Here is a 16,241-nt window from a genome sequence, read left to right as displayed (position 1 = left end):
ACATGAGCGAAACGAAGGTCGCCCTCGTGACGGGGGCCAACAAGGGCATCGGGTACGAGATCGCGCGTGGCCTGGGGGAGACGGGCGCCACCGTGCTGGTGGGTGCGCGCGACCCGGAGCGCGGCGCGGCCGCCGCGGAGAAGCTGGCCGCGGACGGGATCACCGCGGTGCCGCTGGAGCTGGACGTCACGGACCCGGTGTCGGTGAGCGCCGCCGCGGCCCGGATCGAGCGGGAGTACGGCCGGCTGGACATCCTGGTCAACAACGCCGGCGTCATCGTCGAGCGCGGCCAACTGCCCAGCCAGGTGCCGGTGGAGGCGCTGCAGCGGGTGTACGACACGAACGTCTACGGCGTCGTCCGGGTGACCAACGCCACGCTTCCGCTGCTGCGCAAGGCGCCGGCCGCCCGGATCGTCAACCTCTCCAGCGAGCTGGGGTCGCTGACGCTGACCACCGAGGTGGGCAGCTTCCACGCGATGTACCCGCTGCTGGCGTACAACTCCTCGAAGAGCGCGCTGAACGCGATCACCGTGTCGTACGCCAACGAGCTGCGGGACACGCCGATCAAGGTGAACGCGGCCGATCCGGGTTACTGCGCGACCGACCTGAACGGGCATGCCGGCCCGCGTACCCCGGCGCAGGGCGCGATCGCCGCGATCCGGTTGGCCACCCTGCCGGCGGACGGCCCGACGGCAGGCTTCTTCGACGAGGACGGCGTGAAACCCTGGTGACGTGTCTACGTACCTCGAAGATCTCTTCTCGCTGACGGGGCGCGTGGCGTTGGTGACGGGTGGCAGCTCGGGGATCGGCCTGGCCATCGCGACGGCGCTGGGCCGGGCCGGCGCCCGCGTGGTGCTGGTGGCGCGCCGGGAGGCGCCGCTGGTGGCGGCCGTCGCCGAGCTGACCGCCGCGGGGGTGGAGGCGGCGGTCGTATCCGCCGACCTCGCCGACCGCGCCGCGCTGCGGGCGGCTGCCGAGTCGGCCACCCGGCCGTACGGCGAGCCGGACATCCTGGTCAACTCGGCCGCGATCAACCTGCGCCCGCCGATGGACGCGCTGACCGAGGGCGACTGGGACGCGACGATCTCCGCCAACCTGGACGCGCCGTTCCTGCTCGGGCAGCGGTTCGCCCCCGGGATGGCGGCCCGGGGCTGGGGCCGGATCATCAACATCGCCTCCCAGCAGTCGGTGCGGGCGTACGGCAACAGCGGGGCGTACGGGGCCGCCAAGGCGGGGCTGACCGGGCTGACCCGCTCGCAGGCCGAGGCGTGGTCCAGGCACGGCGTGACCTGCAACGCGATCGCCCCGGGCATCGTGCGTACGCCGCTGACCGCGGAGTTCTTCGCCGACCCGGCCCGGGTCGCGACGGCGGCCGCGCGGACGATGGTCGGGCGCAACGGCGAGCTGGCCGACTTCGCCGGGGCGGCGGTGTTCCTGGCGAGCCCGTCGAGCGGCTACGTGACGGGGCAGACACTCTTTGTCGACGGCGGGTTCTCCGTGACCTGAGTGGCCCGATGTGGTAATGCAAGCTGGCCTTAAATCTGAGGCTGATGGGACTTGAGGGACTCTTGCGTCCGGTAGGCTGTCGCACCGTGCTCCGTCCCCTAGCCGTGGCGCTCGTCGCCGCCGTCACCGTCGCGCTCGGCGGTCCGGCGCTCGCGGCGCCCAACACCGACGACGAGGGTGGCACGAAGACGCTGCGCGCCGCCCTGGAGGCCGCCGCCAAGGGCCACGTCGAGGCCAAGGCCAAGCTCGACAACTCCAAGAAGCGGCAGCTGGAGCTCAGCCTGGAGCTGCGGCGGGTCGAGGACGAGCTGGCCGTGGTGAGCAACCAGGTGGCCGCGCTCGCCGCCCAGTCGTACCGGATCGGCCGGCTCACGCCGGTCGCCATGCTGCTCAACAGCGCGTCCCCGGACGACTTCATGGAGCGGGCCTCCGCCCTCGACGTGCTCGCCCAGCGCGACGGCACCGCGATGCGCCGGCTCACCGAGGCCCGCGAGGCGGTGACCCGGACCAAGGCGGCCATCGACAACGAGGTGCGCGAGCAGGCAAAGCAGGTCGCCATCATGGCGAAGAAGAAGCAGGACGCGGAGCGCGCGCTCGGCGCGGCGAACGGCAACGCGGCCGGCGGCTTCGTCGACGCCAACTCGGCGCTGGCCAAGCCGGCGCCACGCAACTCCGACGGCAGCTGGCCGACCGAGAAGTGCATCGTCGACGACCCCACCACCAGCGGCTGCATCACCGCGCGCACGCTGCACGCGTTCAACCAGGCCCGGGCCAACAACTTCAAGCGGTACGCCTCGTGCCACCGCAGCGGCGGCGGCGGTGAGCACCCGAAGGGCCGCGCCTGTGACTTCGCCGCGGCCACGGGCGGCTTCGAGAACGTCAACGCCACCGGCGACGACAAGGAGTACGGCGACCGGCTGGCCGCGTTCTTCGTCAAGAACGCCAGCCGCCTCGGCGTCATGTACGTGATCTGGTATCGGGAGATCTGGATGCCCGGCACCGGGTGGGAGTCGTACAGCGGGAGCGGCGGCCCGGCGGCCACGCATACCAACCACGTGCACCTGTCCATGCTCTGACTACCCTCTGCGGCATGGACCCGCTGCCGGCGACCAAGCCGCTACCCAGCAAGCTAGCCGCCGCGCTCGTCTTCTCCGCCAGCGGCGCCGTGCTGGTGCTGGAGACGGTCGCGCTGCGCCTCGTCGGGCCGTACGTCGGCGTGACGCTCCAGGTCACCAGCGCGGTGATCGGTGTGGCGCTCGGCGCGATCGCGTACGGCGCGTGGCTGGGCGGCTTCTTCGCCGACCGGTACGACCCGCGGCGCCTGCTCGCCCCGGCGCTGGTGCTGGCCGGCATCGCCACCGCGGTGACCCTGCCGGTCGTGCGGTACGCCGGCGAAGGGCTGCGCGGCGGCGCGGACACCGGCATCATCCTGCTCACCGCGCTGGCCGTCTTCGTGCCGGCCGCCCTGCTGTCGGCGGTCACCCCGTTGGTGGTCAAGCTCCAGCTCGGCGACCTGCGCCGGACCGGCCAGGTGGTCGGGCGGCTGTCCAGCATCGGCACGCTCGGCGGCATCACTGCCACGCTGGTGACCGGCTTCGTGCTGGTGGCGGCGCTGCCGACCAGCGTCATCATGGTGAGCCTCGCCGTGCTGCTCGGCGTGGGCGGCATCGGGCTGGGCCTCTACCTGCGCCGCCGCGATCCGGTGCCGGGGCCGGCGCGTACCCGGGCGGTGCTGGCCGTGCTCGGGCTCGCCGGGGCCGGACTGTCCACCGTGGCGCCCAACCCGTGTGACATCGAGACGGCGTACCACTGCGCGGCCGTGGTCCCCGACCCGGCCCGGCCGGACGGGCGCGTGCTGATGCTCAATTCGGCCCGCCACTCGTACGTCGACCTGGCCGACCCGCGGCACCTGGAGTTCGCGTACACCCAGTGGATGGGGGCGGTGGCCGACGTGATGGCCCCGGCCGGGCAGCGGCTGGACGCGGTGCACCTGGGCGGCGGCGGCTTCACGATGCCGCGCTACCTGGCCGCGACCCGGCCCGGCACCGACAGCGAGGTGTACGAGATCGACGGCGACCTCGTCGACCTGGCCCGCCGCGAGCTGGGCCTGCGCACCGGCCCCGAGCTGCGTGCGGTGACCGGCGACGCGCGCATCCTGCTCGGCGAACGGCCCGCGGACAGCGTCGACCTGGTGGTCGGCGACGCGTTCGGCCACCTGGTGGTGCCGTGGCACCTCGCCACCCGGGAGATGGCCGCCGAGGTGCGCCGGGCGCTGCGGCCCACCGGGATCTACACGCAGAACGTGATCGACTACCCGCCGCTGCGGTTCATCCGCGCGGAGATGGCGACGGTCGCCGACGTCTTCCCGCACGTGGCGCTGGTCGGCCCGCCGGAGGCCCTGGCCGGCGAGCGGGGCGCCAACTTCGTCATCGTCGCCTCCGAGTCGCCGCTGCCGCTCGACGCGCTGCGCAGCCGGCTGACGAGCACCGCCGAGGACCCGGTCACGCTGCTGTACGGGGCCGAGCTGGACGAGTTCGTCCGGCACGCCAAGGTCCTGACCGACGACTACGCCCCCGTGGACCAGCTCCTAGTCGGCCCATGAGATGCAAGGAAGGGCACCTTGTTATCGCTTTTTGCATAGCAAGGTGCCCTTCCTTGCATGATCAGGTTGCGGCGGCGAAGCGCTGCACCTGCTCGGTCGTGCCGGCCACGATCAGGATGCTGCCCGCGGGTACGACGGTCTCCGGGCGGGCGTACACGAAGTCGGAACCGCGCGTCTTGACCCCGACCACCGTCACGCCGTAGCGGGTGCGCAGCCCGATGTCGGCGAGCGTGCGCCCGGCCGCGTCCTCCGGCGCGCGCGTCTTGGCGATCGCGAAGCCGTCGTCGAACTCGATGAAGTCCAGCATCCGGCTGGTGATCAGGTGGGCCACCCGCTCGCCCATGGCCGCCTCGGGGTAGATCACGTGCTGCGCGCCGACCGACCGCAGGATCTTGCCGTGCTTGACCGAGGTCGCCTTGGCCCAGATCTCCCGTACGCCGATCTCGGTGAGCGCGAGAACGGTGAGCACGCTCGCCTCGATGTCGGTGCCGATGCCCACGACCGCGCGCGGGAACTCGGCGACGCCGACCTGGCGCAGCGCGTCCTCGTCGGTGGAGTCCGCCTGCACCACGTGGGTGAGCTTCTCCGACCAGTGCTGTACGAGCTTGGGGTCGTCATCGACGCCGAGCACCTCGTGCCCGAGCCGGACGAGCGACTCGGCGACCTGCCCGCCGAACCGGCCCAGCCCGATCACCACGACGTTCTCGTCGGCGGTCGGCGCCTTCGCATTGCTAGCCAACGATGGGTCGCTCCTCCGGGTATCGGTACAGCCGGCGGCGGGTGTTCAGGGCCAGCGCCGAAGCGACGGCGACCGGGCCGACCCGACCGACGTACATGAGCATGACGAGTAGGAGTTGGCCGGGATCCCCAGGGTCGAGGACAGCCCCACGGACAGGCCGGTCGTGCCGAACGCCGACGTCACCTCGAACAGGGCCCGGTCGAGCGGGACGCCCGAGGTCAGCGCGAGGACGGCCAACGTACCCCCGGCGACCGTCGCCACCCCGAGAAGGGCGACGGTCGTCGCCTGGCGCTGGGTCGTCTCGGCGATCCGGCGCCGGCCCACCACCACGTCCCGCTCGCCCCGGACCTCGGTCCAGATCACGTACGCGAGCAGGAAGAACGTGGTCACCTTGATGCCACCCGCGGTGCTGGCGCTGCCGCCGCCGATGAACATCAGCCCGGTGGTGATCGCGTTCGTGTCGGTGTTCATCGCGCTGTAGTCGAGCGTGTTGAAACCGCCCGAGCGGGGGATCGTGCCCTGCACGAACGAGGCGAGGATCTTCTCAGGCACGCCGAGCGGCCCCAGCGTGCCCGGATTGCCCCACTCCAGGCCGAGCACCGCCGCGAAGCCTACCGCGAGCAGGACCAGCGAACCCCACACCGTCAGGCGGGTGTGTGTCGACCAGGCTGCGGGCTTGCGCAGCTCACGGCCCAATTCAAACAGCACGGGTACGCCGATGCCGCCGACGATCACGCCGAGGGTGAGCGGTACGCAGATCCACCAGTCGTCGACGAAGCCCAGCAGGCCGTCGCTGCGCAGCGAGAAACCCGCGTTGTTGAACGCCTGCACCGCGTGGAAGCCGGCCTCCCACAGCGCCTCGCCGAGCGGCTCGTCGTACGTGAGCCAGAGGCGGCCGGCCACGATTACGGCCATCACGGCCTCGCTGGCGAACATGACGACCGCAGTGCCGACCATCACGCCGCGGATCTCGCCCAGCCGAAGGCCCATGCTGGTCTCCGCCTGCGCCATCAACCGGCTGCGCAGCCCCAGCCGGCGGGACACCAGCAGGCCCAGCAGGGTCGCCATGGTCATGATGCCGTAGCCGCCGATTTGGGTGAGCACCAAGAGCATCACGTGCCCGAAGCCGGACCAGTACGTCGCGGTGTCCACCGTGGCCATGCCGGTCGTGCAGATCGCCGAGGCGGACGTGAAGAGCGCGGTGACGAACGGCGCGTGCCCCGGCTCGGCCCGGGAGACCGGGAGCATGAGCAGGACCGTGCCAGCCGCGATCGCGCACAGGAACGCGAACGGCACGATCCGGGCGGGGTGTCGTAGCGTCCGGCGCATCGTGCATGTTCATATCACGGCCGAACACTGGACAGCCTCCCTTCGCCCGGCCCGGCTTGACTGCGGCGGTGCGATCAAAACTCCCTGTTCTGGGCCTGGCCGGCGCTATGCTGGCGGCCATCGTTGCCGTACCCACGGGCGCCGCCGCCCACCGTGACCAGGAGCCGACCGTCATCGGACACCGTGGCGCGAGCGGCTACCGGCCCGAGCACACGCTCGAGTCGTACCGGTTGGCCATCGCCGCCGGTGCCGACTACATCGAGCCCGACCTGGTCTCCACCAGGGACGGCGTCCTGGTGGCCAGGCACGAGAACGAGATCTCCGGCACCACCGACGTGTCGACGCGGCCCGAGTTCGCGGCCCGCAAGGCCACGAAGACGATCGACGGCGTCTCGGTCACCGGGTGGTTCACCGAGGACTTCACCCTGACCGAGCTGAAGACGCTGCGGGCCAAGGAGCGGCTGCCGCTGGTGCGCCCGACCAACACCGTCTTCGACGGCAGGTACGAGGTGCCGACGTTCCAGGAGGTCATCGACCTGGCCAAGGCCGAGAGCCGGCGGCTCGGCCGGACCATCGGCGTGTACCCGGAGACCAAGCACCCGACGTACTTCCAGTCGATCGGTCTGGCGCTGGAGGAGCCGCTGGTGCGTACGCTCAAGCGCAACCGGCTGACCAGCAAGAAGGACGGCGTGATCATCCAGTCCTTCGAGACGGCCAACCTGCGCGCGCTCAGCAAGGTGACCGACGTCAAGCTGGTGCAGTTGCTCAGCTCGGCGGGCAAGCCGTACGACTTCGTGGTGGCCGGCGACCCCCGCACGTACGCCGACCTGGCCAAGGCCGACGGCCTGAAGTGGATCAGCACGTACGCCGACGGCGTGGGCGTGGAGAAGAACCTGATCGTCCCGCGCGACTCGACCGGCAAGCTGCTCGCCCCGACCACCCTCATCCGGGACGCGCACCGCACCGGCCTGATCGTGCACGCGTGGACGTTCCGGGCGGAAAACCAGTTCCTGCCGGCCGACTTCCGCATCGGCACCGACCCGAACGCCCGTGGCGACCTCTTCGCCGAGTTCGCCCTGTTCTACGGCCTGGGCCTGGACGGCGCCTTCAGCGACCACCCCGACGTGGCCGTGGCCGCCCGGGTCGGCTCCCGCTAGCTGCCCTTGATCGACGTGGAAGTCCTTGATCGGCGGCGCGCTCCCTAGCGGTCCGGGTTGACCTCGATGGTCGGCTGCGTCGGGTGCGGAGGCGTCGTCAGTTCGGCCAACTCGGCGGCGAGGCCGGGCCGGATGGCGGGCGCCGCTTCCGGCTCGGCGGCGGGGAGAGCGCGGCGGCGCCGGAGTTGCCAAAGCACGCCCAGGACCAGCAGCCCCGCCAGGGCCAGCCCGGTGCTCCCGGCCAGCCATGCCACGTCCGACGACCGGACGCGGCTGCTGAGCGCCTGCTGCTCGGGCGCGGGCTCCGGCTCCGGTGCCACGAACGGTGGCGTCGTCGTCTCCTCCGCCGCAGGTGGCGCCGCCGCTTCCGCGGTGGCTTCCTCCGACGGCTCCTCGGTGGGCTCCTGCGACGGGACGGGCGGCGGTGCGGTCTCCTCGACGGCCGGGGGCTCGGCCGGTTCCGCGGGCTCGGCCGGGGCTTCCGCGCCGGGCAGGGCGGCGGCCTCGACGACCAGGCTGCTGGCCACGTCGCTGCCGAGCAGCTTGCCGTTGACCTTGCTGGCCGCCACGGCGAACTCCGCCGAGCCGGTCGGCGCGTCATCCAGGAACGTGACCCGGTAGTTGGCGCTGAGAGTGGTCACGCCGCAGATCAGCTTCGAGTCGGCCAACGGGTCGACGGCCTGGACGGTGTCGTCCTCGGTGGACGTCGCGGGCAGCGCGACCAGGGCGCCGGCGACGACGCGTTCGATGCGCACCAGGTCCGGGTCGAGGCCGTCGAGGCGTACGACGACGGTGCGGCGGACCTGCGTGCAGCCGTTGGCGGACCTGCTCACCGACGCGGCCAGCCGGGCGGGGGCGCCGCCCGCCGTCACGGTCTGGTCGGCCACGTCCACGGTGACCGCGCAGCACTTCTGGTTCTCGGCCTTCTTGGTACTGGCCGCGAAGGTGGGCACGGTGAGCGCGAGCCCCGCCAGGCCGGCCACCACCGCCGCGACTCGTACCGCCATACGCTGCCCAGACGTCACGCGACCACGGTATGCGTGACCGACCTGTCCGGAAAGGACGCATTCTTGGCGCCATCTGGTGATCAAACCGGACGTTAATGCGAGCAGTAGTGAACCGGTAGCGTCGTGGTCATGCGGCCGGCGCTGCGCCGGCCTGGCGGACGCCAGCCCGCGCGCCGGCTCCGCCTGGTAGGAAGGGGCGATGCGGGAGCGAGCGGAAGCGATACTGCGGCGGTTGGCCGGCGAGCACGCCCGGCTGCGTGAGGACCAGTGGCGGGCGATCGAGGCGCTGGTCGCCGGGCGGCGGCGGGTGCTGTGCGTGCAGCGCACCGGCTGGGGCAAGTCGGCCGTCTACTTCGTGGCGACCGCGCTGCTGCGCGACGACGCCACCGCCGGGCCGACCGTCATCGTGTCCCCGCTGCTCGCGCTGATGCGCAACCAGGTCGAGGCGGCCGCCCGCGCCGGCATCCACGCCCGCACGATCAACTCGGCCAACCTCGACGAGTGGGAGCAGATCACCGACGAAATCCGGGCCGGCGCGGTCGACGTGCTGCTGATCAGCCCGGAGCGGCTCAACAACCCGGACTTCCGCGACTCCGTGCTGCCCCGGCTGGCGGCCACGACCGGCCTCCTCGTGGTCGACGAGGCGCACTGCGTCTCCGACTGGGGGCACGACTTCCGGCCCGACTACCGCCGGCTGCGCACGTTCCTGGCCAACCTGCCGGCGCGTACGCCCGTGCTGGCCACCACGGCGACGGCCAACGCCCGGGTCACTGCCGACGTCGCCGACCAGCTCGGCGACGCGCTGGTCCTGCGCGGGCCGCTCGACCGCGAGTCGCTGCGCCTCGCCGTGCTCGACCTGCCCAGCCCCGCCCACCGGCTGGCCTGGCTGGCCGACCACCTCTACCGGCTGCCCGGCTCCGGGATCATCTACACGCTCACCGTCGCCGCGGCGGGGGAGACGGCCGAGTTCCTGCGCTCGCGCGGTTACGCGGTCGCGTCGTACACCGGGCAGGCGGAGGACGCCGACCGGCGGGTCGCCGAGCAGGACCTGCTCGACAACAAGATCAAGGCGCTGGTCGCCACGTCGGCGCTCGGCATGGGCTTCGACAAGCCGGACCTAGGCTTCGTCGTCCACTTAGGAGCGCCGCCGTCCCCGATCGCGTACTACCAGCAGGTCGGTCGGGCCGGGCGAGCCGTCGAGTCCGCGGAGGTGCTGCTGCTGCCCGGCGCGGAAGACGCCGCGATCTGGCGCTACTTCGCGTCGCTGGCGTTTCCGCCGGAAGACCAGGTGCGCTCGGTCCTTGCCGCGCTGTCCACCGACAGTCCACTGTCGACACCCGCGCTGGAGCCCATCGTCGACCTGCGCCGTACGCGGTTGGAGCTGATGCTCAAGGTGCTCGACGTCGACGGCGCGGTCCGCCGGGTGCGCGGCGGCTGGCTCGCCACGGGCGAGCCGTGGCAATACGACGCCGCGCGGCTGCGGCGCGTCGCGGAGGCACGCACCGCCGAGCAACAAGCAATGCGGGAGTACGCGGAGACACCCGACTGCCGGATGGAGTTCCTGCGCCGGTGCCTCGACGATCCCGGCGCGGTCCCCTGTGGACGGTGCGACCGCTGCGCGGGGTGACCCTGGCGAGCGAGGTATCGATGCCGGCGCTGGCCGCGGCACAGGCGTACCTGGGCCGCCCCGGCGTGGAGATCGCACCCAAGAAGCTCTGGCCCACCGGCCTGGAGGCGGTCGGCGTGCCCCTGCGCGGCAAGATCTCACCCGGCGAGCAGTCCGCCCCGGGCCGGGCCGTCGGTCGCCTGTCCGACCTGGGCTGGGGGTCGCGCCTGCGCGGCATGGTCGGGCCGGACTCGCCCGACGCCCCGCTCCCCGACGACGTCGCCGGCGCGGTGGTCGAGGTGCTCAAGGCATGGGCCCGCGGCGACAACCCGTGGCCGGCCCGCCCGGTCGCCGTGGTGGCCGTCGCCTCGCGCAGCCGGCCGCTCCTGGTGAGCAGCCTCGCGCAGCGCATCGCCACGGTCGGTCGCCTGCCGTACCTGGGGGCGCTGGCGCGTACCGGTGACGGCGGTGGGGCCCGGGGCAACAGCGCCCAGCGGGTGCGTGCGCTGCACGGCGCGTTCGTGGTGCCGGCGGAGCTGGCCGCCCAACTGGCGACACTGGACGGTCCCGTCCTGCTGGTCGACGACCTGGTCGACTCCGGCTGGACGCTGACCATGACCGCCCGCCTCCTCCGCCAATCCGGCGCCCCGCTGGTCCTCCCCTAGCCCTAGCTGTAGCCGCGTAACTCAACGTGAAGGATCCGAGTCGTCCCAGCGACCCAAATCCTTCACGTTGATGCGGGCATCACGAGCGGGCGAGTGGTGGCCGCCCGCGGGCCCGGCCGTCTCGTCGATCAAGGACTTTCGCGTCGATCAAGGGCAAAAGGCCGTGGATTGGAGATCAAAGCACGACCGTTTGCCCTTGATCGACGGCAAAGCCCTTGATCGACTGCAGAAAGCCCTTGCGGCGCGGCAAGAGCCCCTAGGAGGGGCGGCCGTAGCCGTGTACGGGTTGGTAGTTGACGTTGTCGATGCGGACGGGTTCGCCGTGTTGGGGGGCGTGGATCATTTTGCCGCCGCCGACGTACATGGCCACGTGGTGGATGCTCGAGTAGTAGAAGATCAGGTCGCCGGGGCGTAGCTCCGACCGGCTTACCCGGGTCACGGAGTGCCACTGCCGGCGGGCGTTGTGCGGCAGTGCGACCCCCGCGCGCCCCCACGCCGCTGACGTCAGGCCGGAGCAGTCGTACGCGTCGGGCCCCTCGGCGCCGAAGCGGTACCGCTTGCCGAGTTGGGCGTACGCGAACCGTACCGCCGCGCCCGCCCGCCCCGCCGAGAACGACGGCACGAAGCCCCGCACGCCCCGGGCTGGACGGTATCCGGTCTGCTCGCGCAGGCGTTCGAGGTCGGAGATGTCCTTCTCGATCTGCCGGCGCTGGCCGGTGAGGTGCTGCTCCTGGGCCGTCTGCTGGGCGGCGAGGGCGTCGAGCGTACGGCGGGTGGCGTCGAAGCGGGCACGGGCCGCGGTCAGGGCCGTGATCGCCTCGCGCTGCTGGGCGGCCAGGAGGTCGAGGATGAGGAGGCGGTCGGCCAGGGCGGAGGCGGACTCGGCGGTGATCACGGCGAGGACGGGGCCGGCGCCGCTGTTGCGGTACTCGGTCGCGGCCATCATGCCGATCCGTGCCTGCCGGGCGGCGAGCGCCTGCTCAAGCGGCCGCATGCGGACCGCCAGGTCGGCCTGCTCGCGGCGGGTGGCGCGCAGGTCGTCGCGGACCTCGTTGTAGTCCTCGATCACCCGCTCCAGGCGCTCGGCGGCGGCGTAGAGCTTCCCGTCAAGTTGATCACCAGGAGGGCCGGGGACCATCGGGACCAGCGCCAAAGCGGTCACCACCGACACGAAGGAAAGCACGAGGGACTAACGACGCATACTGGGTGCCGTGACGAACAGCCGCATCGCCTTCTTCGTCGCGGGTCTGGTCATCGCGGTGATGGGCGGGTTCGGGTTGGGCCGCCTGACGGGTGGCGGCGACCCCACCCCCATCCCGGCCGCCGCGCCGCCCAGCGACCCCGGCGGCGGCCACACCCACGCCCCGGGCACCGGCCCGCACGAGCACGGCGGTCCGGGTACGACCACCGCCCGACCCGGCGCCGAGGCGGGTGGGCTGGCGGTCAGCGCGAGCGGGTACACGCTGGTCCCGGGGGCCACCACACTCGCCCAGAACCAGCGGAACGACTTCACCTTCCACGTCGTGGACGCGCAGCAGCGGCCGGTCACCGCGTTCGAGGTCGTGCACGACAAGCCGCTACACATGATCGTCGTACGCCGCGACCTGTCCGGCTACCAGCACCTGCATCCGACCATGGCCCCGGACGGCCGCTGGACCGTGCCGCTCACGCTGCCCGCCGCCGGTGCCTGGCGGGCGTACGCGGACTTCACCGCCACCGGAGCCGCCGGCCGGACGGCCGTGACCCTCGGCGTCGACCTGACCGTGAGCGGCAGCTATGCCGCGCGCCCGCTGCCGGCCCAGGCCAAGCAGGCCACCGTCGCCGGGTTCAGCGTCGGCTACGAGGGCACCCCCACGTCCGGTGCGGTCCAGCCGTTGCTCTTTCGGGTGAACGGCAGCCTGGAGCGCTACCTCGGGGCGTACGGGCACCTGGTGGTGCTGCGCGAGGGCGACCTCGGGTACGTCCACGTGCACCCCGAGCCCGAGTTGGTGGACGGCGCGGTGAAGTTCTGGCTGACCGCCCCGAGCGCCGGCCGCTACCGGATGTTCTTCGACTTCCAGGTCGCCGGCAAGGTGCACACGGCCGAGTTCACGCTGACGGTGTAAGGAGTTTCGCCAGGGCCGGCGTCACGCCCCACTGGTCCACGAGTTGGTCGTACTCGGCGGGGGAGGGCGGCGGCGAGTCGGTGCGCCGGGCGCGCAGCAGCAGGTTGCGCGGCGTGTGCCGGGAGTCGATGAACTCGACCACCTCGACCCGGTAGCCGTGCAGGCGCAGGAGCGCCGCACGCAGCGCGTCGGTGAGGACGTCCGCGAAGCGCTCGCGCAGGATTCCCTGCCGGACAAGCAGGGGGTACGGGTCGGGAGCCGGCCGCCCGCGCAACTGCGCGGCGATGTCGTGGTGGCAGCACGGCGCGGCCAGCACCCACTGCGCGCCCCAGCGCACGGCCCGGGCGAGCGCCTCGTCGGTGGCGGTGTCGCAGGCGTGCAGGGCCAGCACCAGGTCGGGCGGCGGGTCGACCGGCGCTTCGGCGATCGTGCCGGCGACGAAGCGGACCCGGTCGGCGCAGCCGAGCCGCTCGGCCAGCTCGGTGTTGCGGCGGCGCTGGTCCTCGCGTACGTCGACGCCCACCACCTCCACGTCGACGCCCTGCCCGGCCAGGTACCGGTAGGCAGCGAAGGTGAGGTACGCGTTGCCGCAGCCCAGGTCGACCACGCGCAGCTTCGGTGGCAGCGGGGTGACGGAGGCGGCCAGCGCGCGCAGGAACGCGTCGACCTGCCGGCGTTTGGCCGCGTTGCCGCCGATCTCGTCGAAGAGCGGGTCACCGGGGTCGAGCAGGTACTCCTTCTCCCGGTCGTGCGCCGCCGGTGCGGTCGTACGGGCGGCCGCCGCGCGGTGCACCAGGGCCTCGCCCTTCTTGGTCACCCGTACCTGCACGGTGGCGGCGGTGGTCTCCACGTGCCAGTTGCCGAACGGCTCGGCCAGCAGGGCGTCCACCGCCGCCCCGGCTTCCGGACCGGGCGCCACGTTCCGGGTGTACGGCCGGGCCCCGTCGTTGGTCACGATCTGCAGCCGCGAGCCGCCCTTGAGGGTGACCGGGCGCAGCTCGGCGCGTACCACGGAAGGAGCCTGACCTCGGCGGCGGCCGGCGGCGACCGCGCGGGTCAGGCTCGGGTCCAACAGCAGCGCCCGCACCTCGGCGAGCGCGTCGTCGAGCGGGCGCGCCATGCCTGCCAGCGTATCCGCCGTTCGGCCCATCTTGATCACGCGTGGTCCCTAGCTTAGGCTTACCTAACTTTTGCGGGAAGGGGCGGGCATGGGCTTCGCGGGGCGGGTACGGGAGGCGACGCGGTCCGATCACGCCGCCGCGCAGTCGATGGCGTACTTCGACGCGCTGCTGGGCGGCCGCCTCGACCGGTACGGCTACGCGGCGCTCACCGCCCAGCTCTTCTTCGTGTACGAGACGCTGGAGGACGCCGCCGCCGAGATGCGCGCCGACCCGGTCGCCGGCGCGTTCGTCTTCGACGAGCTGACCCGGCTGCCCGCCCTCGTCGCCGACCTCGAGCACCTGATCGGCGCGGACTGGCCGGCGCGGGTCGCGGCGAGCGCGGCCACCTCGGAGTACCGGGCCCGGCTGCGGGAGGTCGCGTTCACCTGGCCGGCCGGGTTCGTGGCGCACCACTACACGCGCTACCTCGGCGACCTGTCCGGCGGGCAGGTCATCCGGCGGGCGCTGGACCAGGCGTACGGCCTGGCCGGGGCGGGCACCAACTTCTTCGAGTTTCCCGGGGTGGAGCCGCGGGCGGTCAAGCAGCGGTACCGGCAACTGCTCGACACGGTGCCGTGGGACGCCGTGGAGCAGGAGCGGTTTCTCGACGAGGTCTCGCTGGCGTACCGGTTGAACACCGCGATGCTCGACGACCTTGGCAAGGTGGTGGCATGACGGACCCAGCGGACCTTTTTCAACCTCCACTTGCGGCCCGTCATGGCGACACGGACCGTGCGGTCCAGGTTGAAAAAGGTCCGTTTACGGCCGACGTGATCGCGGCGATCATGCGGCACATGAACGGCGACCACGCGGACGACTGCCGCGTGATCTGCCAAGGGTTGGGCAACCAGCCGCGGGCGACCGACGCCGCGATGTCCGGAATGGACGCGGACGGGATGGACTTTCTCGCCACTGTGGACGGTGCTCCGGTGCCGGTGCGGATCCCGTTCACCGAGCGGCTGACCGAGCGCCGGCAGGTACGCGCCGAGGCCGCCCGCATGTACCGCGAGGCATGCGCTGTGCTGGGCATCACTCCCCGCCCGGACGCGCGCTGAGAAAAATCCTTTGAACCGTGGGAGCACTCCCACCGTACTCAAATGCGAGGCGGACGGCACCAGCCGTCGGACGGCGCTTCACCTCCACAGCAGGCCCGAAGGGTTGGGTTGTAAGCGCATGTCCACGAGCACGAACAGGCAACACAATGGACGGCTGCCGATGGGCCGCCGCTGGAAAGTAATCGCCACTGCCGGCGCGGCGGTCGTCTTTGCCGGTGTCGGCATCGGGGTGGCGGCGGCGGGCGGCAGCGCCTCGGCGTCGACCATCAGCTGCCCGAGCGTGGCGGACAAGCTACCGGCCGTGCCGGCATCCGCGCAGGCGGAGGTGTCGCGGAACCTGGCCCTGCTGAACACGCAGATCGCCGAGGCCAACAACAGGCTGGCGACCAGCGCGGGCCAGGGCGGCGCGAACTTCGTGCAGAACGCGATCCTCGGCCCGCTGGCGGACAAGCGCACGGCGACGATCGACCGGATCGCGATCTCCATCGGCCGCCAGGGCACCAGGCCGACCAACCTCGGTGGGCTGGCGACCTGCTCGCTGGCGACCGCCGGCGGCGGCAGCGCGCCCGAGTCGACCCAGGTCGCGGTTGCCGACGGGGCCAACGGCGGTGCCGCGGCCGACGGCGGCACGATCGTGTGTCCGGACGTCGAGAGCCAGCTCCCGGCCGTGCCGGCGGGTGCGCAGGCCGAGGTGGACCGCAACCTGGCCCTGCTGGACACGCAGATCGCCGAGGCCAACACGCGGCTGGACAACACCGTCGGCCAGGGTGGCCCGAACTTCGTGCAGAACGCGATCCTCGGTCCGCTGGAGGACAAGCGGATCGCCACGATCAACCGGATCGCCACCGCGATCGGCCGGATCAACGCCCGCCCGCAGGGGCTCGACGCGCTGGCGCCGTGCACGCTGCAGGCCGCTGGCGGTGACGCGGCGCAGGACCCGGCGGCCGAAGACCCGGCCGCTGAGGAGCCCGCCGCCGAGGATCCGGTTGCCGAGGACCCGGCCGCGGCCGATCCCGGCACGATCAGCTGCCCGGACGTGCGCAGCCAGCTCCCGGCCGTGCCGGCGGGTGCGCAGGCCGAGGTGGACCGCAACCTGGCCCTGCTGGACACGCAGATCGCCGAGGCGAACGCCCGGCTGATCAGCACCGTCGGTCAGGGTGGTCCGAACTTCGTGCAGAACGCGATCCTGGGGCCGCTGGAGGACAAGCGGATCGCCACGATCAACCGGATCGCGACCGCGATCGGCCGGATCAACGCCCGCCCGGTGGGCCTGGACGCGCTCGCCCCCTGCACCCTCAACTGATCCAAAG

At 72.2% G+C, this 16,241-nt stretch carries 13 protein-coding genes and 2 pseudogenes; 10 read left to right on the top strand and 5 right to left on the bottom strand.

All coding sequences use genetic code 11. The features are described from left to right. Positions 1-2: 2 nt before the first annotated feature. The 4 genes from Prum_RS16650 to Prum_RS16635 are packed head-to-tail and all read left to right on the top strand — an operon-like array spanning position 3 to position 4,108. Positions 3-731, top strand: coding sequence for an SDR family oxidoreductase (locus Prum_RS16650; RefSeq protein WP_173077387.1), 729 nt, complete (start codon positions 3-5; stop codon positions 729-731). Between the two features lies 1 nt (position 732). After that, positions 733-1,506 (top strand): SDR family NAD(P)-dependent oxidoreductase, encoded by a 774-nt coding sequence (locus tag Prum_RS16645; RefSeq protein ID WP_173077386.1) that lies wholly within the window; start codon positions 733-735, stop codon positions 1,504-1,506. A 44-nt stretch (positions 1,507-1,550) separates the two neighbouring features. After that, a complete protein-coding gene (locus tag Prum_RS16640) occupies positions 1,551-2,582 on the top strand; it encodes a coiled-coil domain-containing protein (RefSeq protein WP_173077385.1) in 1,032 nt (343 codons plus the stop codon). Between the two features lie 14 nt (positions 2,583-2,596). Next, positions 2,597-4,108 (top strand): fused MFS/spermidine synthase, encoded by a 1,512-nt coding sequence (locus tag Prum_RS16635; RefSeq protein WP_173077384.1) that lies wholly within the window; start codon positions 2,597-2,599, stop codon positions 4,106-4,108. 61 nt (positions 4,109-4,169) lie between these two features. Here the strand turns inward: Prum_RS16635 and Prum_RS16630 are convergent, their stop codons facing one another. Then, positions 4,170-4,847 (bottom strand): potassium channel family protein, encoded by a 678-nt coding sequence (locus Prum_RS16630; protein WP_173077383.1) that lies wholly within the window; start codon positions 4,845-4,847, stop codon positions 4,170-4,172. Continuing rightward, positions 4,840-6,176 (bottom strand): annotated as a pseudogene (locus Prum_RS16625) (TrkH family potassium uptake protein). The gene Prum_RS16630 and the pseudogene Prum_RS16625 overlap by 8 nt, the downstream one beginning before the upstream one ends. 107 nt (positions 6,177-6,283) lie before the next feature. On the opposite strand from Prum_RS16625, the gene Prum_RS16620 reads away from it, so the two are divergent. After that, positions 6,284-7,333: a glycerophosphodiester phosphodiesterase gene (locus Prum_RS16620; RefSeq protein WP_246278580.1), complete on the top strand. Its 1,050-nt coding sequence runs from the start codon at positions 6,284-6,286 to the stop codon at positions 7,331-7,333. A gap of 44 nt (positions 7,334-7,377) precedes the next feature. Here the strand turns inward: Prum_RS16620 and Prum_RS16615 are convergent, their stop codons facing one another. Next, on the bottom strand, positions 7,378-8,358 hold the full coding sequence (locus tag Prum_RS16615) for a hypothetical protein (protein WP_173077381.1): 981 nt from the start codon (positions 8,356-8,358) through the stop codon (positions 7,378-7,380). A 181-nt stretch (positions 8,359-8,539) separates the two neighbouring features. Here Prum_RS16615 and Prum_RS16610 point away from each other — a divergent pair. Beyond that, positions 8,540-10,631: pseudogene (locus Prum_RS16610) on the top strand (RecQ family ATP-dependent DNA helicase). A gap of 236 nt (positions 10,632-10,867) precedes the next feature. Here Prum_RS16610 and Prum_RS16605 read toward each other — a convergent pair. Further along, a complete protein-coding gene (locus Prum_RS16605) occupies positions 10,868-11,773 on the bottom strand; it encodes a C40 family peptidase (protein ID WP_173077380.1) in 906 nt (301 codons plus the stop codon). Between the two features lie 49 nt (positions 11,774-11,822). On the opposite strand from Prum_RS16605, the gene Prum_RS16600 reads away from it, so the two are divergent. Further along, the gene (locus Prum_RS16600; RefSeq protein WP_246277929.1) at positions 11,823-12,716 is read left to right on the top strand and encodes a DUF8832 domain-containing protein; all 894 of its coding nucleotides are present in this window, start codon (positions 11,823-11,825) and stop codon (positions 12,714-12,716) included. On the opposite strand, the gene Prum_RS16595 is transcribed toward Prum_RS16600, so the two are convergent. Continuing rightward, entirely contained in the window at positions 12,700-13,836 is a 1,137-nt protein-coding gene (locus Prum_RS16595) for a class I SAM-dependent methyltransferase (RefSeq protein ID WP_173077379.1), read from the bottom strand. The genes Prum_RS16600 and Prum_RS16595 overlap by 17 nt on opposite strands. A gap of 88 nt (positions 13,837-13,924) precedes the next feature. On the opposite strand from Prum_RS16595, the gene Prum_RS16590 reads away from it, so the two are divergent. The 3 genes from Prum_RS16590 to Prum_RS16580 all read left to right on the top strand — a co-directional run bounded on the left by Prum_RS16590 (position 13,925) and on the right by Prum_RS16580 (position 16,234). Further along, entirely contained in the window at positions 13,925-14,551 is a 627-nt protein-coding gene (locus Prum_RS16590; protein ID WP_173077378.1) for a biliverdin-producing heme oxygenase, read from the top strand. 110 nt (positions 14,552-14,661) lie between these two features. Beyond that, positions 14,662-14,931 carry a DUF2470 domain-containing protein gene (locus Prum_RS16585; protein WP_281369127.1) on the top strand — a complete coding sequence of 90 codons (270 nt, stop codon included), beginning with the start codon at positions 14,662-14,664 and terminating at the stop codon, positions 14,929-14,931. Positions 14,932-15,049: 118 nt separating this feature from the next. Next, a complete protein-coding gene (locus Prum_RS16580) occupies positions 15,050-16,234 on the top strand; it encodes a hypothetical protein (RefSeq protein ID WP_246277927.1) in 1,185 nt (394 codons plus the stop codon). Positions 16,235-16,241 lie beyond the last annotated feature (7 nt).

Origin of the sequence: Phytohabitans rumicis (genome assembly GCF_011764445.1) — a bacterium.
Lineage (GTDB): Bacteria > Actinomycetota > Actinomycetes > Mycobacteriales > Micromonosporaceae > Phytohabitans > Phytohabitans rumicis.
This window is presented reverse-complemented; position numbering and strand designations above follow the sequence as displayed.

What these genes read in the sequence shown, in the direction of transcription:
- Prum_RS16650 (WP_173077387.1), top strand. Translation starts at nt 3, where the DNA reads ATGAGCGAAACGAAGGTCGCCCTCGTGACGGGGGCCAACAAGGGCATC.
- Prum_RS16640 (WP_173077385.1), top strand. Translation starts at nt 1,551, where the DNA reads ATGGGACTTGAGGGACTCTTGCGTCCGGTAGGCTGTCGCACCGTGCTC.
- Prum_RS16635 (WP_173077384.1), top strand. Translation starts at nt 2,597, where the DNA reads ATGGACCCGCTGCCGGCGACCAAGCCGCTACCCAGCAAGCTAGCCGCC.
- Prum_RS16620 (WP_246278580.1), top strand. Translation starts at nt 6,284, where the DNA reads ATGCTGGCGGCCATCGTTGCCGTACCCACGGGCGCCGCCGCCCACCGT.
- Prum_RS16595 (WP_173077379.1), bottom strand. Translation starts at nt 13,836, where the DNA reads ATGGCGCGCCCGCTCGACGACGCGCTCGCCGAGGTGCGGGCGCTGCTG.
- Prum_RS16590 (WP_173077378.1), top strand. Translation starts at nt 13,925, where the DNA reads ATGGGCTTCGCGGGGCGGGTACGGGAGGCGACGCGGTCCGATCACGCC.
- Prum_RS16585 (WP_281369127.1), top strand. Translation starts at nt 14,662, where the DNA reads ATGCGGCACATGAACGGCGACCACGCGGACGACTGCCGCGTGATCTGC.
- Prum_RS16580 (WP_246277927.1), top strand. Translation starts at nt 15,050, where the DNA reads ATGTCCACGAGCACGAACAGGCAACACAATGGACGGCTGCCGATGGGC.